At 72.0% G+C, this 19,306-nt stretch carries 19 protein-coding genes; 6 read left to right on the top strand and 13 right to left on the bottom strand.

The features are described from left to right. Positions 1 to 67: 67 nt before the first annotated feature. Positions 68 to 1,693, top strand: coding sequence for a flavin-containing monooxygenase (locus ACWGJO_RS12440; protein ID WP_452183394.1), 1,626 nt, complete (start codon positions 68 to 70; stop codon positions 1,691 to 1,693). Positions 1,694 to 1,764: 71 nt separating this feature from the next. After that, positions 1,765 to 2,280, top strand: coding sequence for a hypothetical protein (locus tag ACWGJO_RS12435; protein ID WP_452183393.1), 516 nt, complete (start codon positions 1,765 to 1,767; stop codon positions 2,278 to 2,280). Between the two features lie 156 nt (positions 2,281 to 2,436). Here ACWGJO_RS12435 and ACWGJO_RS12430 read toward each other — a convergent pair whose 3' ends face one another. The 9 genes from ACWGJO_RS12430 to ACWGJO_RS12390 form a co-directional block, all read right to left on the bottom strand. Then, entirely contained in the window at positions 2,437 to 3,777 is a 1,341-nt protein-coding gene (locus ACWGJO_RS12430) for a serine/threonine-protein kinase (RefSeq protein ID WP_452183392.1), read from the bottom strand. Between the two features lie 10 nt (positions 3,778 to 3,787). Then, on the bottom strand, positions 3,788 to 4,549 hold the full coding sequence (locus ACWGJO_RS12425) for a serine/threonine protein kinase (protein ID WP_452183391.1): 762 nt from the start codon (positions 4,547 to 4,549) through the stop codon (positions 3,788 to 3,790). Positions 4,550 to 4,685: 136 nt separating this feature from the next. Next, positions 4,686 to 6,728: a family 43 glycosylhydrolase gene (locus tag ACWGJO_RS12420; protein WP_452183390.1), complete on the bottom strand. Its 2,043-nt coding sequence runs from the start codon at positions 6,726 to 6,728 to the stop codon at positions 4,686 to 4,688. A gap of 29 nt (positions 6,729 to 6,757) precedes the next feature. Continuing rightward, positions 6,758 to 8,209, bottom strand: coding sequence for a hypothetical protein (locus tag ACWGJO_RS12415; protein ID WP_452183389.1), 1,452 nt, complete (start codon positions 8,207 to 8,209; stop codon positions 6,758 to 6,760). Next, the gene (locus tag ACWGJO_RS12410; RefSeq protein ID WP_452183388.1) at positions 8,206 to 9,729 is read right to left on the bottom strand and encodes a peptidoglycan DD-metalloendopeptidase family protein; all 1,524 of its coding nucleotides are present in this window, start codon (positions 9,727 to 9,729) and stop codon (positions 8,206 to 8,208) included. Before ACWGJO_RS12410 ends, ACWGJO_RS12415 begins: the two co-directional genes overlap by 4 nt. Before the next feature lie 11 nt (positions 9,730 to 9,740). After that, positions 9,741 to 10,724 carry an alpha/beta hydrolase gene (locus tag ACWGJO_RS12405; protein WP_452183387.1) on the bottom strand — a complete coding sequence of 328 codons (984 nt, stop codon included), beginning with the start codon at positions 10,722 to 10,724 and terminating at the stop codon, positions 9,741 to 9,743. A gap of 938 nt (positions 10,725 to 11,662) precedes the next feature. After that, positions 11,663 to 12,067 (bottom strand): DUF2267 domain-containing protein, encoded by a 405-nt coding sequence (locus ACWGJO_RS12400; protein WP_452183386.1) that lies wholly within the window; start codon positions 12,065 to 12,067, stop codon positions 11,663 to 11,665. 43 nt (positions 12,068 to 12,110) lie between these two features. Further along, a complete protein-coding gene (locus tag ACWGJO_RS12395) occupies positions 12,111 to 12,404 on the bottom strand; it encodes an STAS domain-containing protein (RefSeq protein WP_452183385.1) in 294 nt (97 codons plus the stop codon). Positions 12,405 to 12,538: 134 nt separating this feature from the next. Next, positions 12,539 to 12,973 carry an Hsp20/alpha crystallin family protein gene (locus tag ACWGJO_RS12390; protein WP_452183384.1) on the bottom strand — a complete coding sequence of 145 codons (435 nt, stop codon included), beginning with the start codon at positions 12,971 to 12,973 and terminating at the stop codon, positions 12,539 to 12,541. Between the two features lie 109 nt (positions 12,974 to 13,082). On the opposite strand from ACWGJO_RS12390, the gene ACWGJO_RS12385 reads away from it, so the two are divergent. Then, positions 13,083 to 13,772: a type III effector protein gene (locus tag ACWGJO_RS12385; protein WP_452183383.1), complete on the top strand. Its 690-nt coding sequence runs from the start codon at positions 13,083 to 13,085 to the stop codon at positions 13,770 to 13,772. Further along, on the top strand, positions 13,747 to 13,995 hold the full coding sequence (locus tag ACWGJO_RS12380) for a hypothetical protein (RefSeq protein ID WP_452183382.1): 249 nt from the start codon (positions 13,747 to 13,749) through the stop codon (positions 13,993 to 13,995). The genes ACWGJO_RS12385 and ACWGJO_RS12380 overlap by 26 nt, the downstream gene beginning before the upstream one ends. 403 nt (positions 13,996 to 14,398) lie before the next feature. Here ACWGJO_RS12380 and ACWGJO_RS12375 read toward each other — a convergent pair whose 3' ends face one another. The 3 genes from ACWGJO_RS12375 to ACWGJO_RS12365 all read right to left on the bottom strand — a co-directional run bounded on the left by ACWGJO_RS12375 (position 14,399) and on the right by ACWGJO_RS12365 (position 16,518). Continuing rightward, positions 14,399 to 14,680 carry a helix-turn-helix domain-containing protein gene (locus ACWGJO_RS12375; protein WP_452183420.1) on the bottom strand — a complete coding sequence of 94 codons (282 nt, stop codon included), beginning with the start codon at positions 14,678 to 14,680 and terminating at the stop codon, positions 14,399 to 14,401. Between the two features lie 835 nt (positions 14,681 to 15,515). Beyond that, on the bottom strand, positions 15,516 to 15,671 hold the full coding sequence (locus tag ACWGJO_RS12370) for a hypothetical protein (RefSeq protein WP_452183381.1): 156 nt from the start codon (positions 15,669 to 15,671) through the stop codon (positions 15,516 to 15,518). 193 nt (positions 15,672 to 15,864) lie between these two features. Then, entirely contained in the window at positions 15,865 to 16,518 is a 654-nt protein-coding gene (locus tag ACWGJO_RS12365; protein WP_452183380.1) for a TetR/AcrR family transcriptional regulator, read from the bottom strand. 140 nt (positions 16,519 to 16,658) lie between these two features. Here ACWGJO_RS12365 and ACWGJO_RS12360 point away from each other — a divergent pair, with 140 nt between their 5' ends. Next, on the top strand, positions 16,659 to 17,624 hold the full coding sequence (locus tag ACWGJO_RS12360; RefSeq protein ID WP_452183379.1) for an alpha/beta hydrolase: 966 nt from the start codon (positions 16,659 to 16,661) through the stop codon (positions 17,622 to 17,624). Between the two features lie 39 nt (positions 17,625 to 17,663). Here ACWGJO_RS12360 and ACWGJO_RS12355 read toward each other — a convergent pair whose 3' ends face one another. Beyond that, on the bottom strand, positions 17,664 to 18,191 hold the full coding sequence (locus ACWGJO_RS12355) for a hypothetical protein (RefSeq protein WP_452183378.1): 528 nt from the start codon (positions 18,189 to 18,191) through the stop codon (positions 17,664 to 17,666). A 159-nt stretch (positions 18,192 to 18,350) separates the two neighbouring features. On the opposite strand from ACWGJO_RS12355, the gene ACWGJO_RS12350 reads away from it, so the two are divergent. After that, on the top strand, positions 18,351 to 19,217 hold the full coding sequence (locus ACWGJO_RS12350) for a GNAT family N-acetyltransferase (RefSeq protein ID WP_452183377.1): 867 nt from the start codon (positions 18,351 to 18,353) through the stop codon (positions 19,215 to 19,217). Positions 19,218 to 19,306: the final 89 nt, after the last annotated feature.

Raw genomic sequence — 19,306 nt, 5'->3', positions numbered from 1 at the left:
ACTGAATTGCGATCGTAGTGCATACGATAGCATTCAGTTCGAACATTCTTCTGGATGGAGGGGAACCATGACCGACCCGCACACCACGGGCCCGGCCCCGTACGAAGCGGCCGGCGCCTCACCCGGACACGTGTCCGTCGTCATCGTCGGCGCGGGATTCGCAGGCCTCGGCACAGCCATCCGGCTGCTGCGGGAGGGCCACCGCGACCTGCTGATACTGGAGCGGGCCGACGAGGTCGGCGGCACGTGGCGGGACAACGCCTATCCCGGATGCGCCTGCGACGTGCCCTCGCGCCTGTACTCGTTCTCGTTCGCGCCCAACCCCACCTGGAGCAGGCGCTTCGCACCTCAGGAGGAGATCGAGCGGTACCTGAAGCGCTGCGTCGACCGGTACGACCTGGCGCCCCGCCTTCGGCTCGGCTGCGAACTGCGGCGCGCCACCTGGGACCCCGATCGGCTGCGCTGGGAACTGGACACCAGCACCGGACCGCTCAGCGCCGGGCTGCTGGTGATGGCCCAAGGGCCCCTTTCGGAGCCGGCCGTCCCCTCGCTGCCCGGCCTGGACGGCTTCACCGGAGAAGCGTTCCACTCCGCCGGATGGAAACACGACCTGGACCTGTCGGCCAAGCGGGTGGGCGTGATCGGCACCGGCGCGAGCGCCGTCCAGTTCATCCCCCACCTGCAGCGCACGGCCCGCCGGGTGACCGTCTTTCAGCGCACTCCGTCATGGATCGCCCCGCGCCGGGACCGGCCGGTACCGGCATGGCAGCACCGCCTGTTCCAGCTCGCCCCGACGGCGCAGCGACTGGCGCGGGGCTGGGAGTACACGGCACGGGAGGCGACGCTGCCGGCACTGCTCGGCAACCGCACCATGGCCGCGCTGGGGCGCCGGGAGGCACTGTCCCACCTGCACCGCCAGGTCAAGGACCCCGAGCTGCGCTCCAAGCTGACCCCGGACTACGCACTGGGCTGCAAGCGGGTCCTGCTGTCCGACGACTACTACCCGGCCCTGGTCCAACCCAACGTCCACGTCGTCACCGACCCGATCGCGAGCGTCGGACCCAACACGGTCCTCACCACCCCGCGCGGCGGCACCCGGGCCGGCGAGGTCGGCGGCACGTCCGACGGCACCACGCATCCAGTGGACGTACTGATCTTCGGAACCGGGTTCCGTGTCACCGACGCCTCCTACGCGCAGCGCGTCATAGGCGGTGACGGACGGTCCTTGAACGAGGTCTGGCAAGGCAGCCCGCAGGCACACCTCGGTACCACCGTCGCGGGATTCCCCAACCTGTTCCTGATGGCAGGACCCAACACGGGCGTGGGGCACACCAGCCTCATCCACATGATCGAGTCGCAGATCAACTACCTCGTCAGCACCCTGCAGCTGATGTGGAGCCGCGGTCTGGGCTCCGTGGACGTGCGCGCGGAGACACAGCGCGCGTACAACGCCGAACTGCAGAACCGGATGGCCCCCACGGTCTGGGCCGCGGGCGGTTGTTCCGGCTGGTACCAGGACCGCACGGGCCGTGTCACCACCATCTGGCCCGCATCGACCTGGCAGTTCCGCCGTCGCACCCGAGCCATCGACCCGGACGAGTACATCCTGACGGCGCCGCGCGTCGCCCCGGACCGGTCCGTCTCCGACGGGTCCGTCCGCGCGGGCGTCGGCGAAGCGCAGCCGGGGTCATGACGGATCCGCACCGCCCCCGAGCGATCGGTTGCGCCTGCGGCCACCGGAGACTTCTGTCGAGGGAGGCGCTGGTGTCCAGGGAGGCGCTGGTGTCCAGGGAGGCGCTGGTGTCCACGCCCCCTGCCCCCGCCACCCGGCTCTTCGCCTTCGAGGCGGTGAGCACCCTGCTGTTCGCGGTGCCCATGCTGCTGGTCACCGCGTCGGACCGTCCCAGAGTGCCCGAATGGGCCCAGTTACTGGGGCTCGCCCTGCTCCTCACGATGATCGCGGCGCTCGTGCACACGTGTCGGCTGACCACCGCCGAAGGGCTGAGACTGATCACCAGTGGGGCCGTCGGGCAGGGCGAGAGGGCAGCCAGGCAGCTGCACCAACAGTCCGGAGCGGAACGGCGGTTGGGGTGGCTGCTGGTCCTGTATCCGGCCGTGCTGGCGATCCTGCTGCCGGTCCCCGACACCTGGGTACGTTTCTGGTTCTGGTCCACGGTGCTGCTCAGCCTGTTCTCGATGCTCTCGCTCGGCCGGCTGCTGCGCGGCGCGGGCCACGCGGACTGCCGGCGAGGAGGACTGCTGAAGACCGCGGGCCCGTAGCACCGGACGCTCGGGCCCGCGCGGGGCCGAGTCCTCGACGAGGTTTCCGTTCTCGACCCGCAGCTGTCGCAGCGGGTCGAGCCCCGTTCGCGCTTCGGGGTGTTCCTGCGCGGGCGGGAGACGGGCCGGAACCGACGGTGGCCGCGCGGGCTGCGGTCACAGGCAGCGGAGCAGGGCCGGACGGTCCCTCGTGCGGACGGCGGGGAGCCAGGCGGTGGTGGGTCCTGGCAGGCGGATGCGGTACCAGAGGGTGGAGACGAGGTCCTCCTCGTTGATGACGGGGAGGCCGGTCGGGAGTTGGCAGTCGGCGTCGAGGGTGTCGTTGTGCCAGACCCGCACGGGGACGACGTTGTCGGCGGTGTAGGGGCGCAGGGGGTCGACGGCGAGGCCGAGGCTGCACTGAGGGTCGCGGTCGGTGCGGTCCTGACAGCCGCGTTCGGTGTTGAAGACCCGGACGTGGGCGGGTTGTCCGGACGGTCCCGGGTGCGGCCAGAGGGCAGTGCCGGTGACGGCGACCGTGGCGCAGGAGACCAGGGCCAGCAGCGCGGTGCGAGGGCGCGGGGTCGGGCGGCGCGCGCGCCGGCCGGGGCGGTGGGCGCGGATGCGGGCGAGCAGGCTCTCCGCGGTGTGCGGGGCGCGGGCGGCGTGGGTGGGGGCGAGACAGTCGGCGGCCAGGGCGCGCCAGAACGGGGGGACGGCGGCGGCCAGCCGCAGGGCGGCGCGGCCTTCCGCGTACTGCTGGGTGGTGGCGCAGCGGGCGGCGGAGGTGGCGCCGGGGAACGGTCGGCTGCCGGCGGCGAAGACCTCGTGGATCACGATGCCGAGGGCCCAGATGTCGGCGGTGGTGCGAATTCTGATGCCGTGTTCGCCGAGCGGTTCCTTCCAGCGCTCCGGCGGGAGGTAGTCGGGGGTGCCCATCGGGGAGCCGTGGCCGTGGGTGCCGGTGAGTTCGATGGCGAGGCCGAAGTCGGAGAGCCGGACCTCTCCGTCCGCGCCGATGAGGACGTTCTCCGGCTTGAGGTCGGTGTGGACCCAGCCGGAGCGGTGCAGGTGGGCCAGGCCCTCACAGATGCCGGTGACGATCCTGGCGCCGTCGGCCTCGTCGATGCCGATGGCGAGCAGGTCGCGCAGAGTGCACCGGGCGCGTTCCATGACCAGGACGATCGCGCCGTCGAGCGAGGGCTGGTCGGGGGCGGCCAGGACGATGGCATCGAGCAGCCGCACCAGCCGGGGGTGCGGGGCGGTGCGGCCCAACGCGGCTTCGCGCCGGGCGGCTTCGGCGACCTGGCGGGCCTGGCGGGGCGCGAGTCCGGCGGTCAGCAGCACCTTGAGGGCGACCGTGTCATCCGCCCCGCCCCCGCCGTCGGCCCGGTGGGCGGCGTATACCGTTGCCCAGCCGCCCTCACCGATCAGCCCGGTGACGGTCCACTCTCCGACCCGGTGGCCGGTCGGCAGGAGTTCCTCGCCGTCCCCGGGGAAGGCCGGGTTCCGCGGCACAGCCGGCCCCCTACCGTCCGGACCGGCCGGGGCCGGGGTCCGGCAGGAGCGCGAGGTGCTCCTCGCGGACGATGCCGAACTTCAGGGCGAGTCCCACCACGGCCTCGCGTTTGCCGCTTCGGCGGTCCGCGCGGTCGTCGTCGGGCAGGTCGATGCGGAGCTTCTCGGCGGCGAGGTAGTCGAGGTGCGAGCTGACCGCGCGGGCGGTGAGACGGGCGCAGGAGGGGTGGCCGTGCAACCGCGCGACCACCTGCGGGGTGGTGGGCACGGTGGCGAGGGAGTGGTCGCGCAGCCATGGTTCGCAGAGTGCGACCAGGACCAGGAAGTAGGTGGCGGTCTCGTCCAGCGAGTACGCCGTCATGGTGCGGCTCTCCCAGGAGCCGCCGCGGGCGTCCAGATCCAGGTAGACGTGGTCGGGCGCGAACACCTGGAAGGACAGCGGGGTTTCCCGCCGGGAGGGCAGCACCACCCGGGAGAACTCGAAGGGGATCGGCGCGCCGACCCGCCGTGGCGGTACCCGCAGGTACTCGCCGGCGCCCTCCGGGTTCTCCACCAGGTAGGCGTGGGAGTTGCTGAGGTTGCTCAACTGCCAGTGGTCGTCGGTCGCGTGGATCTCACCGGCCAGCCGGGAGACCGACTCGTCGCCGAGACGCAGCTCCACCGGCCTGTGAGCGGATCCGCGGCCGAAGCGCGCCCGCTCTCCCGGACCGAGTCGTAAGGTCGCCGTGTCGCCGCCGTTCCCCGCCGGCAGGTGGACGATAATCCCGCGCACCGCTCCTCCGTTCCGCGCACCGCTCCCCGTCCCGTGCGCCGACTCCTGCCGGACGGACGGTTCCTCTTCGCGTACGACAATAAACCGGAGTGGCAGGGTGCTTGACAAGGTGGCAGCGGAGTGTACGGATGTTCGGTCAGAGCATCGGCGCCCCCGGACGCAGCGGTGCCACCGGGCGGTCGCCGAAGGCGGCCCACGGTCGCCAGCCGCCGCCGGGACGGTCCTGAACGCGGGCGCGAAGCCGGCCGTCCTCGGTCACCGCGAAGACGTGCAGCCGTCCGGTGGAGTCGGCCGCGGCCGAGGGCGGCGCGGCGAGCACGAGGCCGGGCTCGCCGAAGTCCTCGCCGAACACGCCCGTGGGCTCCCAGGCTCCGGCGGGCGCCGACTGCCGGCGGTGGGCCAGCCGTTCGCCGCCGGGGGAGAGGGTGAAGGCCTCCAACCGGCCGTCCGCGCCGGCGATCGTCAGTGGCGCCGCGGTGGACCAGCCGAGCAGCGGCTGCCAGTCGTCCCAGCCGCCGCTGGGCACCGACTGGCGGCGCTGGAAGGCGGCCGTGCCGGAGGGGGCGATCGCGGTGACGTTCAGCCGCCCGGTGCCGTCGGGGGCCACCCGCGGCGCGGCCCCGGCCGGCGTCCCGAAGCGTTCCCAGGCGGACCAGGCGCCGCCGGCCGAGGTCTGCCAGCGGTGCAGCAGCGCCGCGCCGCCGGGCGCGAGCACGAACACCTCCAGCCGGCCGTCGGCGTTGACGATGACGACGGGCGGAGCGCCCACCGGGCCACTGAAGCCCGCGTCCCAGTCGTCCCAGCCGGTCGAGCCGGGCGAGGCCTGGCGGCGGCGGGCGATCAGGGCGCCGTCGGGGGCGGCGGCGAAGACCTCCAGCCGGCCGTCGGCGTTACGGGCGACGGCGGGGGCGGCACCGGCCGGGCCGCCGAAGACCTCCCAGTCCGTCCAGCTGCCGTCCGTCCGCTGGACGCGGTGGTGCAGGTCGGCGCCGTCGGGGGCGAGCGAGAACACCTCCAGCCGGCCATCGGCGTTGCGGCCCAGCACGGGCACCGCGCCGGCGGGCGTCCCGAACACCTCCCAGTCCGACCAGATGTCGGAGTCCGGGTCGGTCTGGACGCGGCGCAGCATCGACCGGTCGGCCGCGTCGAGGGCGAACACGTTCAGCCGGCCCTGGACGTCCGGGGCGGCGACCGGGTTGTCCGGGCTCTGCCAGGGCGGCGGGGTGGACCGCCAGTCCAGCGGGGCCAGGTACAGGCCGCGGCGGAACCAGCCGGCGGCGCTCGCCCACCACCGCCGCCCGTCGGTGACCACCTCCACGGCGTGGCCCGGCAGATGGCCGGCGCGGCCGTCGAGGGAGAAGCGGAACGGGTCGCGGGAGGCGAGGACGTCGGTGCCCTCGTAGCCGTTGCGCGGTCCGAGGAACAGGTAGTACCAGCCGTCCCGGGCCACCACGAAGGGCGACTCGGTGATCGAGACGCCGTCCGCGGCGGTGGCCGCGTCGGCGAAGGCCACGCCGGGCTCGCTCCAGGTCAGCAGCTCGGTGGAGCACCGGTAGCAGACCTGGTGGTGCCCGCCGGGGGCGGACAGTTCGGTGTAGTACATCACCCACTGGTCGCCGATCCGCAGCACCATCGGATCGCGGGCAGCGGTCCCGCGGAACAGCGGCCCGGACGGCAGCCTGGTCCAGGTGGACAGGTCGGTGGAGGTCGCGGCGTTGATCGCCGCCCCGGCCCGCCCGCCCGCCGCGTAGAACATCCAGTGGACGCCGCCCGATTCGACGACGTGCGGGGCCCACAGGTGCTCCTCGCCGAAGTAGGACGGGTCGACGGTCAGCGCGTCCGGGTGGCTGCTCCACGGCCCGGTGGGGGAGGACGCCGAGGCGTGCGCGAGCGAGACCTCGGCGGCGCTGTCGGGCGCCTGCCCGGGCGGTGCGCTGTCGCCGACGATGCTGAACAGGTGCCATCGGCCGCCGGCCTGGACCAGGGTGTGGTCGTTGAGGTAGCGGCGGTGCGTGGTGGAGGGGTCGTAGACCTGCTCGAACGGGCCGGCGCCGACCCACAGGTGGGGCGGTTCGGCAGCGCCGGCGGATGCCGCTGAGGCGGTACGGCCCGGGAGCGGGAGCACGAGTGCTCCCGCTCCGGCCGCCCGCAGCAGGCCGCGCCTGCTGATCGGGTGCATTGCTGTGCTCCAGGGGGTTGTCGGCGTGGTCAGCCGACGGCGGGTCCGTGGGTGGTGTTCAGCCAGGTCCATTCGGACCAGGTGGAGAAGCCGGTCTGCCACTTGTGGTGGACCCCGTCGGTGTTGGAGCCGAACACCTCGATCCGGCCGTCGGCGTTGTTCGCCGCGCCGATCTCGGTGCCGCCGGTGCCGAAGGTGTCCCACTGGCCGTACGGGGCGTTGAGGCCGGTCTGCCAGATGTGCTGCGCGGTGCTGCCGTTGATGGCGAACACCTCCACCCGGCCGTCCGGCGAGCGTCCACTGGCGAGCCGGGAGTCGGCGGGGCCGCCGGTGGCTTCCCAGCCGGACCAACTGGTGGGGTCGGTCTGGTACTTGTGGTAGACGCCGGCGGGTCCGGAGGCGAAGACCTCCAGGCGGCCGTCCTGGTTGTGGCTGACGGTGAGGTCGTGGCCTCCGGTGCCGAAGTCGTCCCAGGCGGACCAGGTGCCGTTGACGGCGGTCTGCCACTGGTGCTGGAAGGTGGTGCCGTTGAGGGCGAACACTTCGAGGCGGCCGTCGGGGGCCTTGCCGAGTTCGATCTCGCTGGTGGCGGGGCCTCCGCCGGTGGCCTCCCAGCCGGACCAGCCGCTGTTGGGTGCGGTCTGGTAGCGGTGGAAGACGCCGACCGGGCCGGAGGCGAAGACCTCCAGTCGGCCGTCGGCGTTGGGGCCGACGGCGAGGTCGTGGCCTCCGGTGCCGAAGTCCTCCCAGCCGGACCAGGCGCCGGAGGGCTGGAGCTGGTAGCGGTGCTGGAGGGTGTTGCCGTTGATCGCGAAGACCTCCAGCCGGCCGTCGGCGTTGGGGCCGATGGCGAGTTCCGCGCCGGCGGGGCCGCCGAGGTCCTCCCACTCCGACCAGCCGCCGTTGATCGCGGTCTGCCAGGCGTGCGAGATTCCGTTCGCGCCGGCGGCGAACACTTCGAGGCGTCCGTCCGCGGACCGGGCCGAGACCACCCGGCCGGACTCCGCCGGATACTCCAGCGGCGCGGGGCCGGGTTCGTGGTGGCCGAGCCGGTCCACGGCGGCCCGCGCCTCGTCCATGTGCCGCAGGTGCGCGCCAGCGCTGTAGGTCGACCACTGGTGCCAGTCGAGGCCGCCGTTGGAGATCTTGTAGGCCGCGTCGGCGTTGCACTGGGCGTCGTAGGCGCACGCGTCGGAGACCTCGCTGTGCCAGTGGTCGTTGATCTCCCACAGGCCGCGGTCGGTGGAGGTGTCCGGAGTGTTGCCCTGGGTATTGGAGGCCAGCGGGTTGCAGCTGGACTCGGCGAGGCCGACGGCGATCGCGGTCACCAGGGCTTCGCCCCGGAAGCCCGCCCGGTAGCCGACCTCGGCGCACAGGTCGCTGCCGGTGGCGGCCGGCGCGGAGGGGGCGGCGACCACCAGGCCCGCCGTCACGCCCAGCGCGGCGAGCGCGGACAGCAGGGTGCGTTGCGCTCCGGTCACGTGAGGGCTCCTCGGCCGACGGCGGGTCCGTGGGTGGTGTTCAGCCAGGCCCATTCGGACCAGGTGGAGAAGCCGGTCTGCCACTTGTGGTGGACCCCGTCGGTGTTGGAGCCGAACACCTCGATCCGGCCGTCGGCATTGGTGGCGGCGCCGATCTCGGTGCCGCCGGTGCCGAAGGTGTCCCACTGGCCGTACGGGGCGTTGAGGCCGGTCTGCCAGATGTGCTGCGCCGTACTGCCGTTGATGGCGAACAACTCCACCCGGCCGTCCGCGGTCTGCTGGCTGGTGAGCCGGGAGTCGGCGGGGCCGCCGGTGGCTTCCCAGCCGGACCAACTGGTGGGGTCGGTCTGGTACTTGTGGTAGACGCCGGCGGGTCCGGACGCGAAGACTTCGAGGCGGCCGTCCTGGTTGTGGCTGACGGTGAGGTCGTGGCCTCCGGTGCCGAAGTCGTCCCAGGCGGACCAGGTGCCGTTGACGGCGGTCTGCCACTGGTGCTGGAAGGTGGTGCCGTTGAGGGCGAACACTTCGAGGCGGCCGTCGGGGGCCTTGCCGAGTTCGATCTCGCTGTTGGCGGGGCCTCCGCCGGTGGCCTCCCAGCCGGACCAGCCGCTGTTGGGTGCGGTCTGGTAGCGGTGGTAGACGCCGTCGGGGCCGGAGGCGAAGACGTCGAGTCGGCCGTCGGCGTTGGGGCCGACGGCGAGGTCGTGGCCTCCGGTGCCGAAGTCCTCCCAGCCGGACCAGGCGCCGGAGGGCTGGAGCTGGTAGCGGTGCTGGAGGGTGTTGCCGTTGATCGCGAAGACCTCCAGCCGGCCGTCGGCGTTGGGGCCGATGGCGAGTTCCGCGCCGGCGGGGCCGCCGAGGTCCTCCCACTCCGACCAGCCGCCGTTGATCGCGGTCTGCCAGGCGTGCGAGATTCCGTTCGCGCCGGCGGCGAACACTTCGAGGCGTCCGTCCGCGGACCGGGCCGAGACCACCCGGCCGGACTCCGCCGGATACACCAGCGGCGCGGGGCGGGGGCCGCTTCCTGGGACACAGGGCACGGTGACGCCGCGCTCCGCGAGATAGGGCTCCGGGTCCGTGCGCATGGACGCGTTCGGGTCGGCCCAGACCCGCAGGTGCAGGTGCGGGCCCGTGGAGTTGCCCTCGCTGCCCATCAGCGCGATCTGCTGGCCGGCCGTCACGTCGTCGCCCTCGAAGACGTCCCGCCGCTGCATGTGCCCGTACTCGGTGATGGTCCCGTCCGGGTGCAGGATGCGGATCCACTGGCCGTAGTCGGGCGTCGTGCCGGAGAGGACGACCCTGCCGTCGCCGGCCGCGTAGATCGGGGTGCCGTAGTCGTTGGCGATGTCGATGCCGTTGTGCTCCTGGGAGTAGTGCTGGGAGATCTGACCGCGGGCCGGGCAGGCCGCCGCGAACCCGGCGGCCGGGGCGGGAGCGGCCGCGGCGGGAGCGGCCGGCACGGTGAGCGGCAGCAGCAGGGCGGCCGCGGCCAGGGCCGACCGCGAAGTGAGGGAGACCATCGGAGCGCCCCTCACGCCTTGCGGAGGCGGCCGATGATGCCGTCGATGTCACGCTGCATCATGTCGGGGCGGATGAAGTGGCCGCCCGGCTCCTCGTGGGCCTCGTACGGGATGCCGGCGCCGTCGAGCAGGGCGCGGAACTCCCGCTGACCGGCCAGCACTTCGGTCTCGTTGAAGGTGTCGAAGGGGTTGGTCGGGTCGGGGCTGGTGCCGGCGACCAGGAAGATCCGCTTGTTGCGGTAGCTCTCCAGACGCTCGACCGGGTTGTCGGCGGTCACCCTGGCCTGGTCCCACAGCGGCATGCCGTAGATGCTGCCGCCGGCCAGGTCCTGGACGGCGGAGGAGACGTTGGCCCAGTGCGCGAGCGCGCCGCTGTGGAGGCGCAGGCTGGCCGGGCCGGAGTGGGCGCTGACCGAGGCGAAGTGGCCCCAGTACTTGGCGGCGTACTTCAGGGCGCCGAAACCGCCCATGGAGAAGCCGGAGACGGCGCGGCCCTCGGGCTCGGCGAAGGTGCGGAAGTTGGCGTCGACCCAGGGGATCAGCTGGTTGACGTGGAAGGACTCCCAGTTGCGGGGGCCGACGTTGGTGCTGACCGGGTTGGAGTACCAGCCGGCCTGCCCGCCGTCGGGCATCACGACGATCAGCGGCTTGCCGATGGTCCAGTCGCGGACGCCCCGGCGGTCGAACTCGATGAAGTCCTGGAGGCCGCCGTGCAGCAGGTAGAGGACCGGGTAGGTGCGGCCGCTGGTGTGGTAGTCGTCGGGAAGCAGCACGTTGACGGCCGGCTCCCAGCCGATCTCGGCGGTCCGGAAGCGGTAGTACCACATCCGGGCGTCGCCCTCGTTGCGGTCGGAGATGTGCAGACCGAAGCCGTCGTCGGCCGCGTGAGCGGCAGAGGCAGTCGCGAGGACGCTCGCGCCGCCGAGTGCCAGCGCGGCGCCGAGCCCGCCGGTGGACTTGAGGATGCTCCTGCGGGTGGGGTGGTTCGCGGTCACCGTGACCTCCTGAAGGCGCGTGACGGCGGCCCGTCCGGACCGCCGGATTTCCGACGGTTCGGACGGTAGCGACGCGCCGCGGGGCACGGAACCCGGAACCATACGGACTGACAGCGACGGCTCCGGGCATGGAGACTGAGGGGCTGTCGTCCCGACTTGAGGACCGTGTTCCCGCCCGGTCATATCGGTGAATCAACCCAGACCATCCCACCGAGTTGGTGGATGCGGTACTGGAGCGAGACCGGAGCGCGCGGGTGACGAGCGACTGTTCGACGTGCTGGCGGGCCACCCGGGCCGGTCAGTGGCAACTCATCACGGGCCGCGCTGGGGGTCAAGGGGTCGCAGGTTCAAATCCTGTCGTCCCGACCAGCATTTCCGCAGGTCGGAGGCCGTTCCTATCGAAATGATAGGAACGGCCTTTTCCTTTGGTGGTCGCAATGTGGTCGTGAATGCTCGTTCACATCGCCTCGCTGAGCGCGTTTCCGCAGGTCTGGCCCCTCCGACCAGGTCGTGACGGGGCATTTGTTCATTCATCCGGGAATCCGCGTGCCGTCGATCGCGGGCTGGTCGCCTCTTCGGCGCGGAAATGGGCCAGGATTCGCGGGAAATGAGCATGCCGACAGATCCTGCGGCGTCATCCGCTTCGACGGGCCGCATGTTTATCGGGCGGAGGCGTTTGAACCCGGGTTGCGGGCTCCTCGACGGGTTCGGGCGAGACCAGCGGTGCGGGGGCATCACGGAGACCGGCGTGTTCGAGAGATCACCGGATGGGAGGTTCCTGGTCGGTGCAATGGGCAGGCTCGGCCTTCTTGTGCCGGGACTCGTCGGCTGCCCTCGGTGTCCATCGGTCGCCGCCTCATCCGGCGCGTGGTCCGGTGCCGGCCAGGTCGGCGCGGACGCTGTCGCAGATGGTGAGCACCTCATCGTGTGAGGGGTGGTCAGGGTCGTGTTCCTGCGGTCGGGCGGCCGAACAGCAGGTCGTAGCCGGGCGGCAGCTGGAGCAGGACGCGTCCGGTGAGGTCCTCGCCGGCGGCGTCGGCCACCGTGGACAGGACGGCGCCGATGTCCCACAGGGCCGTGGCGTCGGTGGCGCCCTCGATCCAGGCCGCGGTCGCGCGCACGAAGCGCTCGGCGTCGAGGGGCTCGGCGGCCTGTAGCGGATTGAGCAGGATCAGGGCCATGGTCTCGGGCAGTCGGGCGGCCAGTTCGGCCCGGGCATCGCCGACGAGATGGGCGCCGAGCATGGCCAGGACCACCCGGGTGACCCGCTCGGCCTCCTGCGGGGTGTCGTACTCACCGCGTTCCCGGACCTCTTCCAGGAACGCCTCCCATCGAAGAGTCACCGCGGTTCTCCTCCGTCTCAAGGGCCGGCGCGACCGTGCCCGGTCAGGGCTCGACGGCCAGGCGCCGGTGCTGACCGGTGAGCTTGAGCAGCCGGACCACGCAGCGGCTGGTTCCGCGCAGGATCAGGTGCCTGCCGCTGCGGTCGGCCTGGTTACGGGCCCGGACCAGGGCGCCCAGGCCCGCGCAGTCCATGAACGTCACCTCCGACAGATCCAGCACCACCTCCCGGTGCGTCTCGAGCGCGGTGGCCAGAGCACGGCGCAGCGAGGGTGCGGTGTCGAGGTCGATCTCGCCGTTGGCCCGCACGATGAAGGGTTGGTTGCTCTGGCCGTTCATGGCGTTTCCGCGTCGCTACGGGTAGGCCGGCCCGGGCGGGGCCGCCCGGCGGTCGGGGGAGGGTGTGTGTTCCGGCCGCCCCTTCGATCGAGGGGGTGGGATCAGGGGCGGCCGGAACGGCATCGGGGAACGGGTCAGGCCTTGATCTGCTTGCGGCTTTCGCTGTGGCTGATGGCGACCTTGCGGGGCTTGGCCTTCTCGGCGACCGGGATCTTCAGGGTCAGCACGCCGGCGTCGTAGTCGGCGGTGATCCCGGCGGGGTCGAGGGTGTCGGAGAGCATGACCTGGCGGGAGAACACGCCGAGGGGGCGCTCGGACAGCTCCCACTTGATGCCCTCGCCCTCCTGGCGCGGGCGGCGTTCGGCCTTGACGGTCACCATGTTCCGCTCGACGTCGATGTCGATCGCGTCCGGGTCCACCCCGGGCAGGTCGAAGCAGATCACGTACTCGTCGCCGGCCCGGTAGGCGTCCAGCGGCATCGGCGTCGGACGCGACCAGGTGCCGGTCGTGTTGAGGAACTGCTGGGTCAGGCGGTCCAGCTCGCGGAACGGGTCAGTGCGCAGCAGCATTGCGAAACACCTCCATGGATCGAACGGGTGCCAGTGCGCTTCACCTGACTCCTTTCTAGCTTGTCATCCGTCCGATGACAAGTCGTGGTGTCGCTTGTAGAGTGACTGCATGAGTGAGAAGTCCCGCAGAGCCGCCTCCGACGCCTCCCCGCCGGCCGGGCCCGCCTCGTTCCTGGCGGCCGCGGCGGCGCTGGCCGCCATCGACGACGCCGTCCGCACCGCCCAGAACCCCGCCTCCCAGCCCCCGACCGCCCCTGACGAGCACGGCGGCCCCGAGCAGGCGCTGGCCGCGCTCGTCCTGCTGCGCGAACTGCGCGGCCGGCTCGCCGGCTGGGAAGCCGGCCTGGTGGAGAGCGCCCGGGAGGCCGGCGCCACCTGGGCCGACCTCGCCCACCCGATGGGCGTCGCCAGCCGCCAGGCCGCCGAGAACCGCTACCTGCGCCTCAAGCCCGCCGCCGGCGACGCTTCGCGGTCCGGTACCGGCGCCGAACGGGTCAAGGCCGTCCGCGACCGGCGGGCCGCCGACCGATCGGTCACCGTCTGGGCCCGTGACAACGCCGCCGAGCTGCGGGTCCTCGCCGCCCAGATCGCCACGGCCGCACTCGCTCCCGGCGCCCGTCCTGCCCAGGTCGCCCTGACCGCCGCCCTCGGTGCCACCGACCCCGCCGACCTCATAGAGCCCCTCGCCGCCGCCCGCCCCCACCTCGGCTCCGGCCAGGGCGACCTCGCCACCCGCCTCGACACCCTCACTCACCACACCACCCGGCTCCGCGATGACAGCGACCGACGCCGCGCCTGACCCTGTCGCCGCCGCCGAGAGGCGCTGGCAGGACCTCCTGGACCGGATCCACGACCTCGAAGCGCGAGTGGCCGCCACCACGAGCACCGTCAACGCCGCCCTCGACGCCCGCCTCGCCCGGCTCGATGCCCTGCGCCACCACCTCGCCCACCCCAACTGGCCACTGCCCGCCTCCGATCCGGGCGGTCCGCAGACCACACCGGCGAACAACCGGCCTGCCTGACGAGGCCGGGAGCCACCGCAGCCACCCCGGCCGGTCGGGGACCTCAACTACTCCGATTCCTGATCGCTGCAGCAGGCCGAGCAGCCGACCGGCTCGGCGCCTTCGCCTCCCCACCGCAGTGCGTTCGCCGGTTCGAGGACTCCGCCGACGAAGCCGTCAAAGCGCTCTCCAGCGCCCCGAAGTCGCCCTGCAGGATCTTCGCCCGGTGGAGATGCAGATGGGTGGGCCGTGCGGGCGGGCCATCCCCGCGCGAGACGAACAGCGCCGCGCCCGGATCGCCGCCCCGCCGTGACACCCCGCGGTTCGAGTATCCCCGTTCCCGCCCCGGCGGGGAGCGCCGACCCGGCCTGCGGTGAGCACCTGCCGCTCACCGCAGGCCGGTCTCGTCGGCCCGGCGGGCGGGTCAGGTGTCCGTGGTGGGCTCCTGGCGGTTCTGGGGGCGGCGGAGTTCTTCGTTGAGGCGCAGGGCTTCCTCGAGTTGGTCCTCGAGGATGACGATGCGGCAGGCGGCCTCGATCGGGGTGCCCTGGTCGACGAGGTCACGGGCGCGCATGGCGATGCGCAGTTGGTAGCGGGAGTAGCGGCGGTGGCCGCCGTCGGAGCGTAGCGGGGTGATGAGGCGGTGTTCGCCGAGCGCTCGTAGGAAGCCGGGTGTGGTACCGGTCATCTCGGCGGCGCGGCCCATGGTGTAGGCGGGGTAGTCGTCGTCGTCGAGCTTGTCGGGTGTGTCGGGGCTGGCCGTTGTAGTCACTGCACCTCTCTGGTTCTCGAGGAGAACGCGTCGAGGGGCCCCGGGGCCGTGTCGGCTCCGGGGCCCCGAAGGGGAACAACACCATCTACCGGCCTGGGCCGGTCCTTGTACTTCCGCACTGCCCCGGAGGGGTGTGCGGGGATCGCGTATGCGTGACCGGAAACCACCGTCCTTGCGTTGGGGTCTGCGGTGTCCGCCCGGGCGAGTGTTCACGGGCCGGGCGATCCTGATGGCGCTTGCGCCCTCCGTTCATCCTCTGTACTGAACTGTCACTTCTCGTACTGCTGGTACTGCGCCTGCTGAACTGCGTACTGCTGATGGGTGGCCGTGGCGGCCCACCCGGTCCGGCAGCCAGCCCCGCCGGCCGTCCTGCACCTGCGCTGGCCTGGAACCCCACTGCACGGACCCCTCGACACGCGCGCCCGCAGTCTGGGCGCCTTTGCCGAGGTCCTGCCTGTCTTGCGACTGCCGGTACTGCACCCACTGAACTGCGTACTGCTCGATACCGCTGGTGGCGGCCCCTGATACCTGCGGGCCGCCCGGTCCGGCAGCCAGCCCCGTCGCCGTCGTGCGTCTGCTTGGCTTCGGGACTCCACTGCCGGACCGAACTGCGAACCTCTGTCCAACAACCCCGGCCAGTTCGTGTCTGGCCGGTATCGCCGACTGCTGTCTACGGGAGAAACGTTAGACCCGGCCGTGAGTAATGTCTACTCCGGCGCGCATAGATTTTGCGGTGCCCGCGAGTGAGGTGGTCGTCCGCTCGTCGTGGTCAGCCGGCTGTGGCCCACTGGCGGGCCTGTGCACGCAGCGGGGAGACGACGGCGGCGTAGCGGCTTCCGGGCAGGTCGGCGAACCAGTCGAAGGTGTCGAGGGCGATGCCGTGTCGGGCTGCGGCCTGGAGCATGTCGGCCGGCAGAGCGGTCACGGCGGCCTTGTCCTGCTCGGTGCCGTGGTCCGGGCGCCCCTCGGCGGCGGCATCGATGCGGTCGGCCGGAGTGCGGGTCCTGCGGTCAGGAGGCGGGTGAAGCGCGCCGGGTCGGGCACGTCGCCGCCCTCGGCGAGCAGGGCGCTGCCGTGGACGTGTTCGGCGACCGCACCGGCACGCACGGTCCGGCGGGTCAGGGGAGCCGGGCCTCGATCCGGGCGAGGTGGGCGGCGAGGATCTCCTCGAATGCGGCGCGGCGGTCCGCTCCGAGGGGGCGGATGTCGCGGGCGAAGTGGGCCAGGGCGGGGAAGCGTTCGGGGTCGGCGCCGAGTACGGCGACACGGAACTGCTCCATGCCCTGCTCGTACTCCTCGGGGGTGACGGTGCTGATGCCGGCCTCGGAGGAGATCAGCGCGGCGAGGAGGACGACGATGCGGTGGTACCGCACCGCGACCTCTTCGTCGGGCAGGCCGGACGCGCGCAGGGCCTGCAGCAGTTCCTCCATGACCATGCGGGATCCGGTGCCGCCGGACCCGTAGCGTCCCCACACCGCGGCGAGTTGGAGTTGCTCGCCGAAGGCCTCGCGCAGGCGCAGGGCCAGGGCGGTGATGCGCTGTTTCCAGTCGCCCTCGGGGCGGTGGCCGTCCATGGAGGCCAGCAGGATCCGGTCGGCCACGGCGCGCAGCAGTTCGGTCTTGTTCCGGAAGTGCCGGTAGAGGCTGGAGGAGTCGGTCCCGAGTGCTGCGGCGAGTTTGCGCACGCTGAACGACTCGGCGTCGCTCGTGCGCAGCAGTTCCGCCGCCGTGTCGAGGATCTCCTCGGTCGACCATCGCCTTCGGCCGGTCACATCCCGCCCCTCTCGTCTCTTGCCCGGAGCCAGCCTAGCTCATGCACTTGCCGTTGCACGCAGTGCGTGCATAATCGGTGCGACGCACTGTCCGACCGCAACGAGACCCCGGCACCCGGCCGGGAGGGGGAGAAGGACACATGAGTGGGAGCGCTTTCGCAACACGACCGCCGGGGCCGGACTACTCGGTGATCACGACCGGGGAACTGCTCGCCTACCGCGACACGGAGAACCGCTGGCGGGCGTCGGGCGCGGCTCGGGCCGTCCTCGGGGAACCCGATCCCGGCGCCGCGATCGCCTGGCAGTGGGTGGTGCTGCCCGACCGTGACCTCCCGGTCCGGGTGTACCGGCCGCAGTCGACGGGGGAGGGCGAGGCCGGCACCCGAACCGACCTGCCACTCGTGGTCCATGTCCACGGCGGCGGCTTCGTGGGCACGGCGACCCAGTGCGACTGGGCCAACAGCCACCTCGCCGTCGAACTGCCCGCCCTGGTCGTCTCGGTCGAGCACCGCCTCCTCGCCCCCGGCAGCCCGCTCGCGGACGCCGCCGACGACGGCTGGAGCGTGCTGGAGCACGTGGTGCGGCACGCCGTGCAGTGGGGTGTCGACCCGGCTCGTACGGCCGTCTTCGGTGAGAGCTGCGGCGCGCTGATCAGCGCCTTGACGGCGATCAGGGCCAGGGAGGCCGGCGTGGAGCTCAAGGCGCAGGTGCTGGTCAATCCGGTGGCCGACGTGACCGGAACGGGGATGTTCGACCACCCCTCGATCGCCGAGTACGCGGACAACTCGACCCCGGCCCTGCCGCTGCTGCGGCTGTTCCAGCGGCTCGCCGCCCCGCCGGGAGCCGATGCCGGTGCGGTCTCACCGCTGCACGCGAACGACCTGAGCGGGCTCGCCCCGGCGCTGGTGGTGGTGCCCACCCGGGACGCGGTCGCCGACCACGGCCGCCGCTACGCCGAGCGGCTGCGCGAGGAAGGGACCGCCGTGCGGCTCTCCGAATATGCGGGCGCCAAGCACGCGTTCCTCACCCTGCCCGGCCTGGAACCACAGGCCGAGACTGCCCGGGCGGAGATCCTCGCGTTCCTCCGCGAGGCCCTGGCCGAGTGACGGGGGAACGACCACCGGCACTCGCAGAACGCCCTCGCATCACTCCTGGTAGCAGCACCCGCCGTACTCGTCGCAGTCGTATTCGAAGCCGTCGTCTGCGCCGTGGGTGCGGCTCAGCTTCTGGTCGTCCACGGGGCAGATCGGGGTGAACGACGGATTGACCTGGAGGAACGTCGAATCCTTCAGGGAGAACACAGAATTGACGACATCGAGGCCGTGTTCGCGAATCCCTTGCTGAATGAAGTCGAATGCGTCGTAGACGTGGCCGCAGGCGCACGTGATCGGGGCGCATCTGAAGTTCGCGACCCTGACGCCCAGCTCCACTCGAATCCTTTCGGTTTCCTCAGGGGATATCGGGCGGAGCCCTGCGCGGCGAATCCGCTCCGGAGTCCAGAACCGCTCCTTGATGACGGCGGCCTGGGTGCGGGTCAGGTAGAACGAAGCCGAGATGCCACCCGTGATCGTGGCGATGACGATGTCCGCGACGGCTTCGTCGTCCGCTGAAGCCACCACCTTTCCGGTGGCGACTACCTTGTCGATTTCCGCTAACAGCTTCATGGTGCCCACTTCTTGAATTTCTGCGATTCACCTGCCCTGTGGAGGTGCCAGTTATCAGTGTGCGACGTCCCGCGACCCCTCGGCAACCGGACCGGAGAGCCACCGTGATCGGCAGGATTTCCGGTTAATGGGTTGCAGATCTCCGGGATGGGGTGTCGGATCCCGGCTATGACGATTGTGCTGGGAACGCCGACTGCGGGCGGGGTGCGCGAGGCCATGGGCGCACTGCGGGAGTGGCAGGACGACGGAGCGCCGATGCAGCTGCACGCGGGGGACATCGGCTGGAACCATCGGCTCGGAACGGCTGAGACGGCCGCAGCGGTTCGGACCTGGAGCCGGGGCGGACGGATCCTCGCCGTCGGGATGCTGGACTCGCCGACGGCGTTGCGGATGACGGTCGCTCCCGACGCGTTCCAGGACGAGGACTTGGCGCGGCGGCTTGTCGAGGACTTCTCGCTGCCTGACCGCGGCGTGCTGCCGGAAGGAACGGTGTCCGTCGAGGCGCCGCTGGGCCTGCTGCTTCACGACCTGCTGACCAAGGACGGCTGGGGCGTCGACGAGCCGTGGACGCCGCTCTTCCGCGACCTCGCGGAAGCGGTGGAGGAGCCCGGCGTGCGGATCAGGGCGATCGGCCCGGAGCAGGCGCAGGACTTCGCCGACGTTCTGCGGTCGGCGTTCAACACCTCGCGGCCCACGCGCGCGTACTGGCACGCGATGTCGGCGGGGCCGTTCGCTGCCGACGCCCGCTGCCTGGGCGCCTACGACGACCACGGCACCCCGGTGGCGGTGGTGACGGTCTGGTCGGCAGGCCCGGGGAAGCCGGGACTGGTCGAGCCGATGGGCGTCCACGAGGACCACCGCGGTCGCGGGTACGGTCGGGCGATCACCGTCGCCGGGGCGGCCGCGCTGCGGGAGATGGGCTCGTCGAGCGTTCGTGTGTGCACCCCGAGCTCCAACGTCGGTGGCGTCGCCACCTACAGAGCGGCCGGGTTCGAGGCGAGGCCGGAGATCGGCGACCGGATCCGCAAGGCCTGACGTCGGTACAGCCCGGGCCGGAGTCGGGTCCGGTTCGGCTGGTGACCGGGCGCGGCCCCGACCGGGCCGGTACCGCCGATGGCTGGTAC

The sequence above is a fragment of the Kitasatospora sp. NPDC054795 genome, assembly GCF_053611565.1.
The sequence above is the reverse complement of the archived record's forward strand: the minus strand, read 5'-3'. Positions and strand labels throughout refer to the sequence as shown.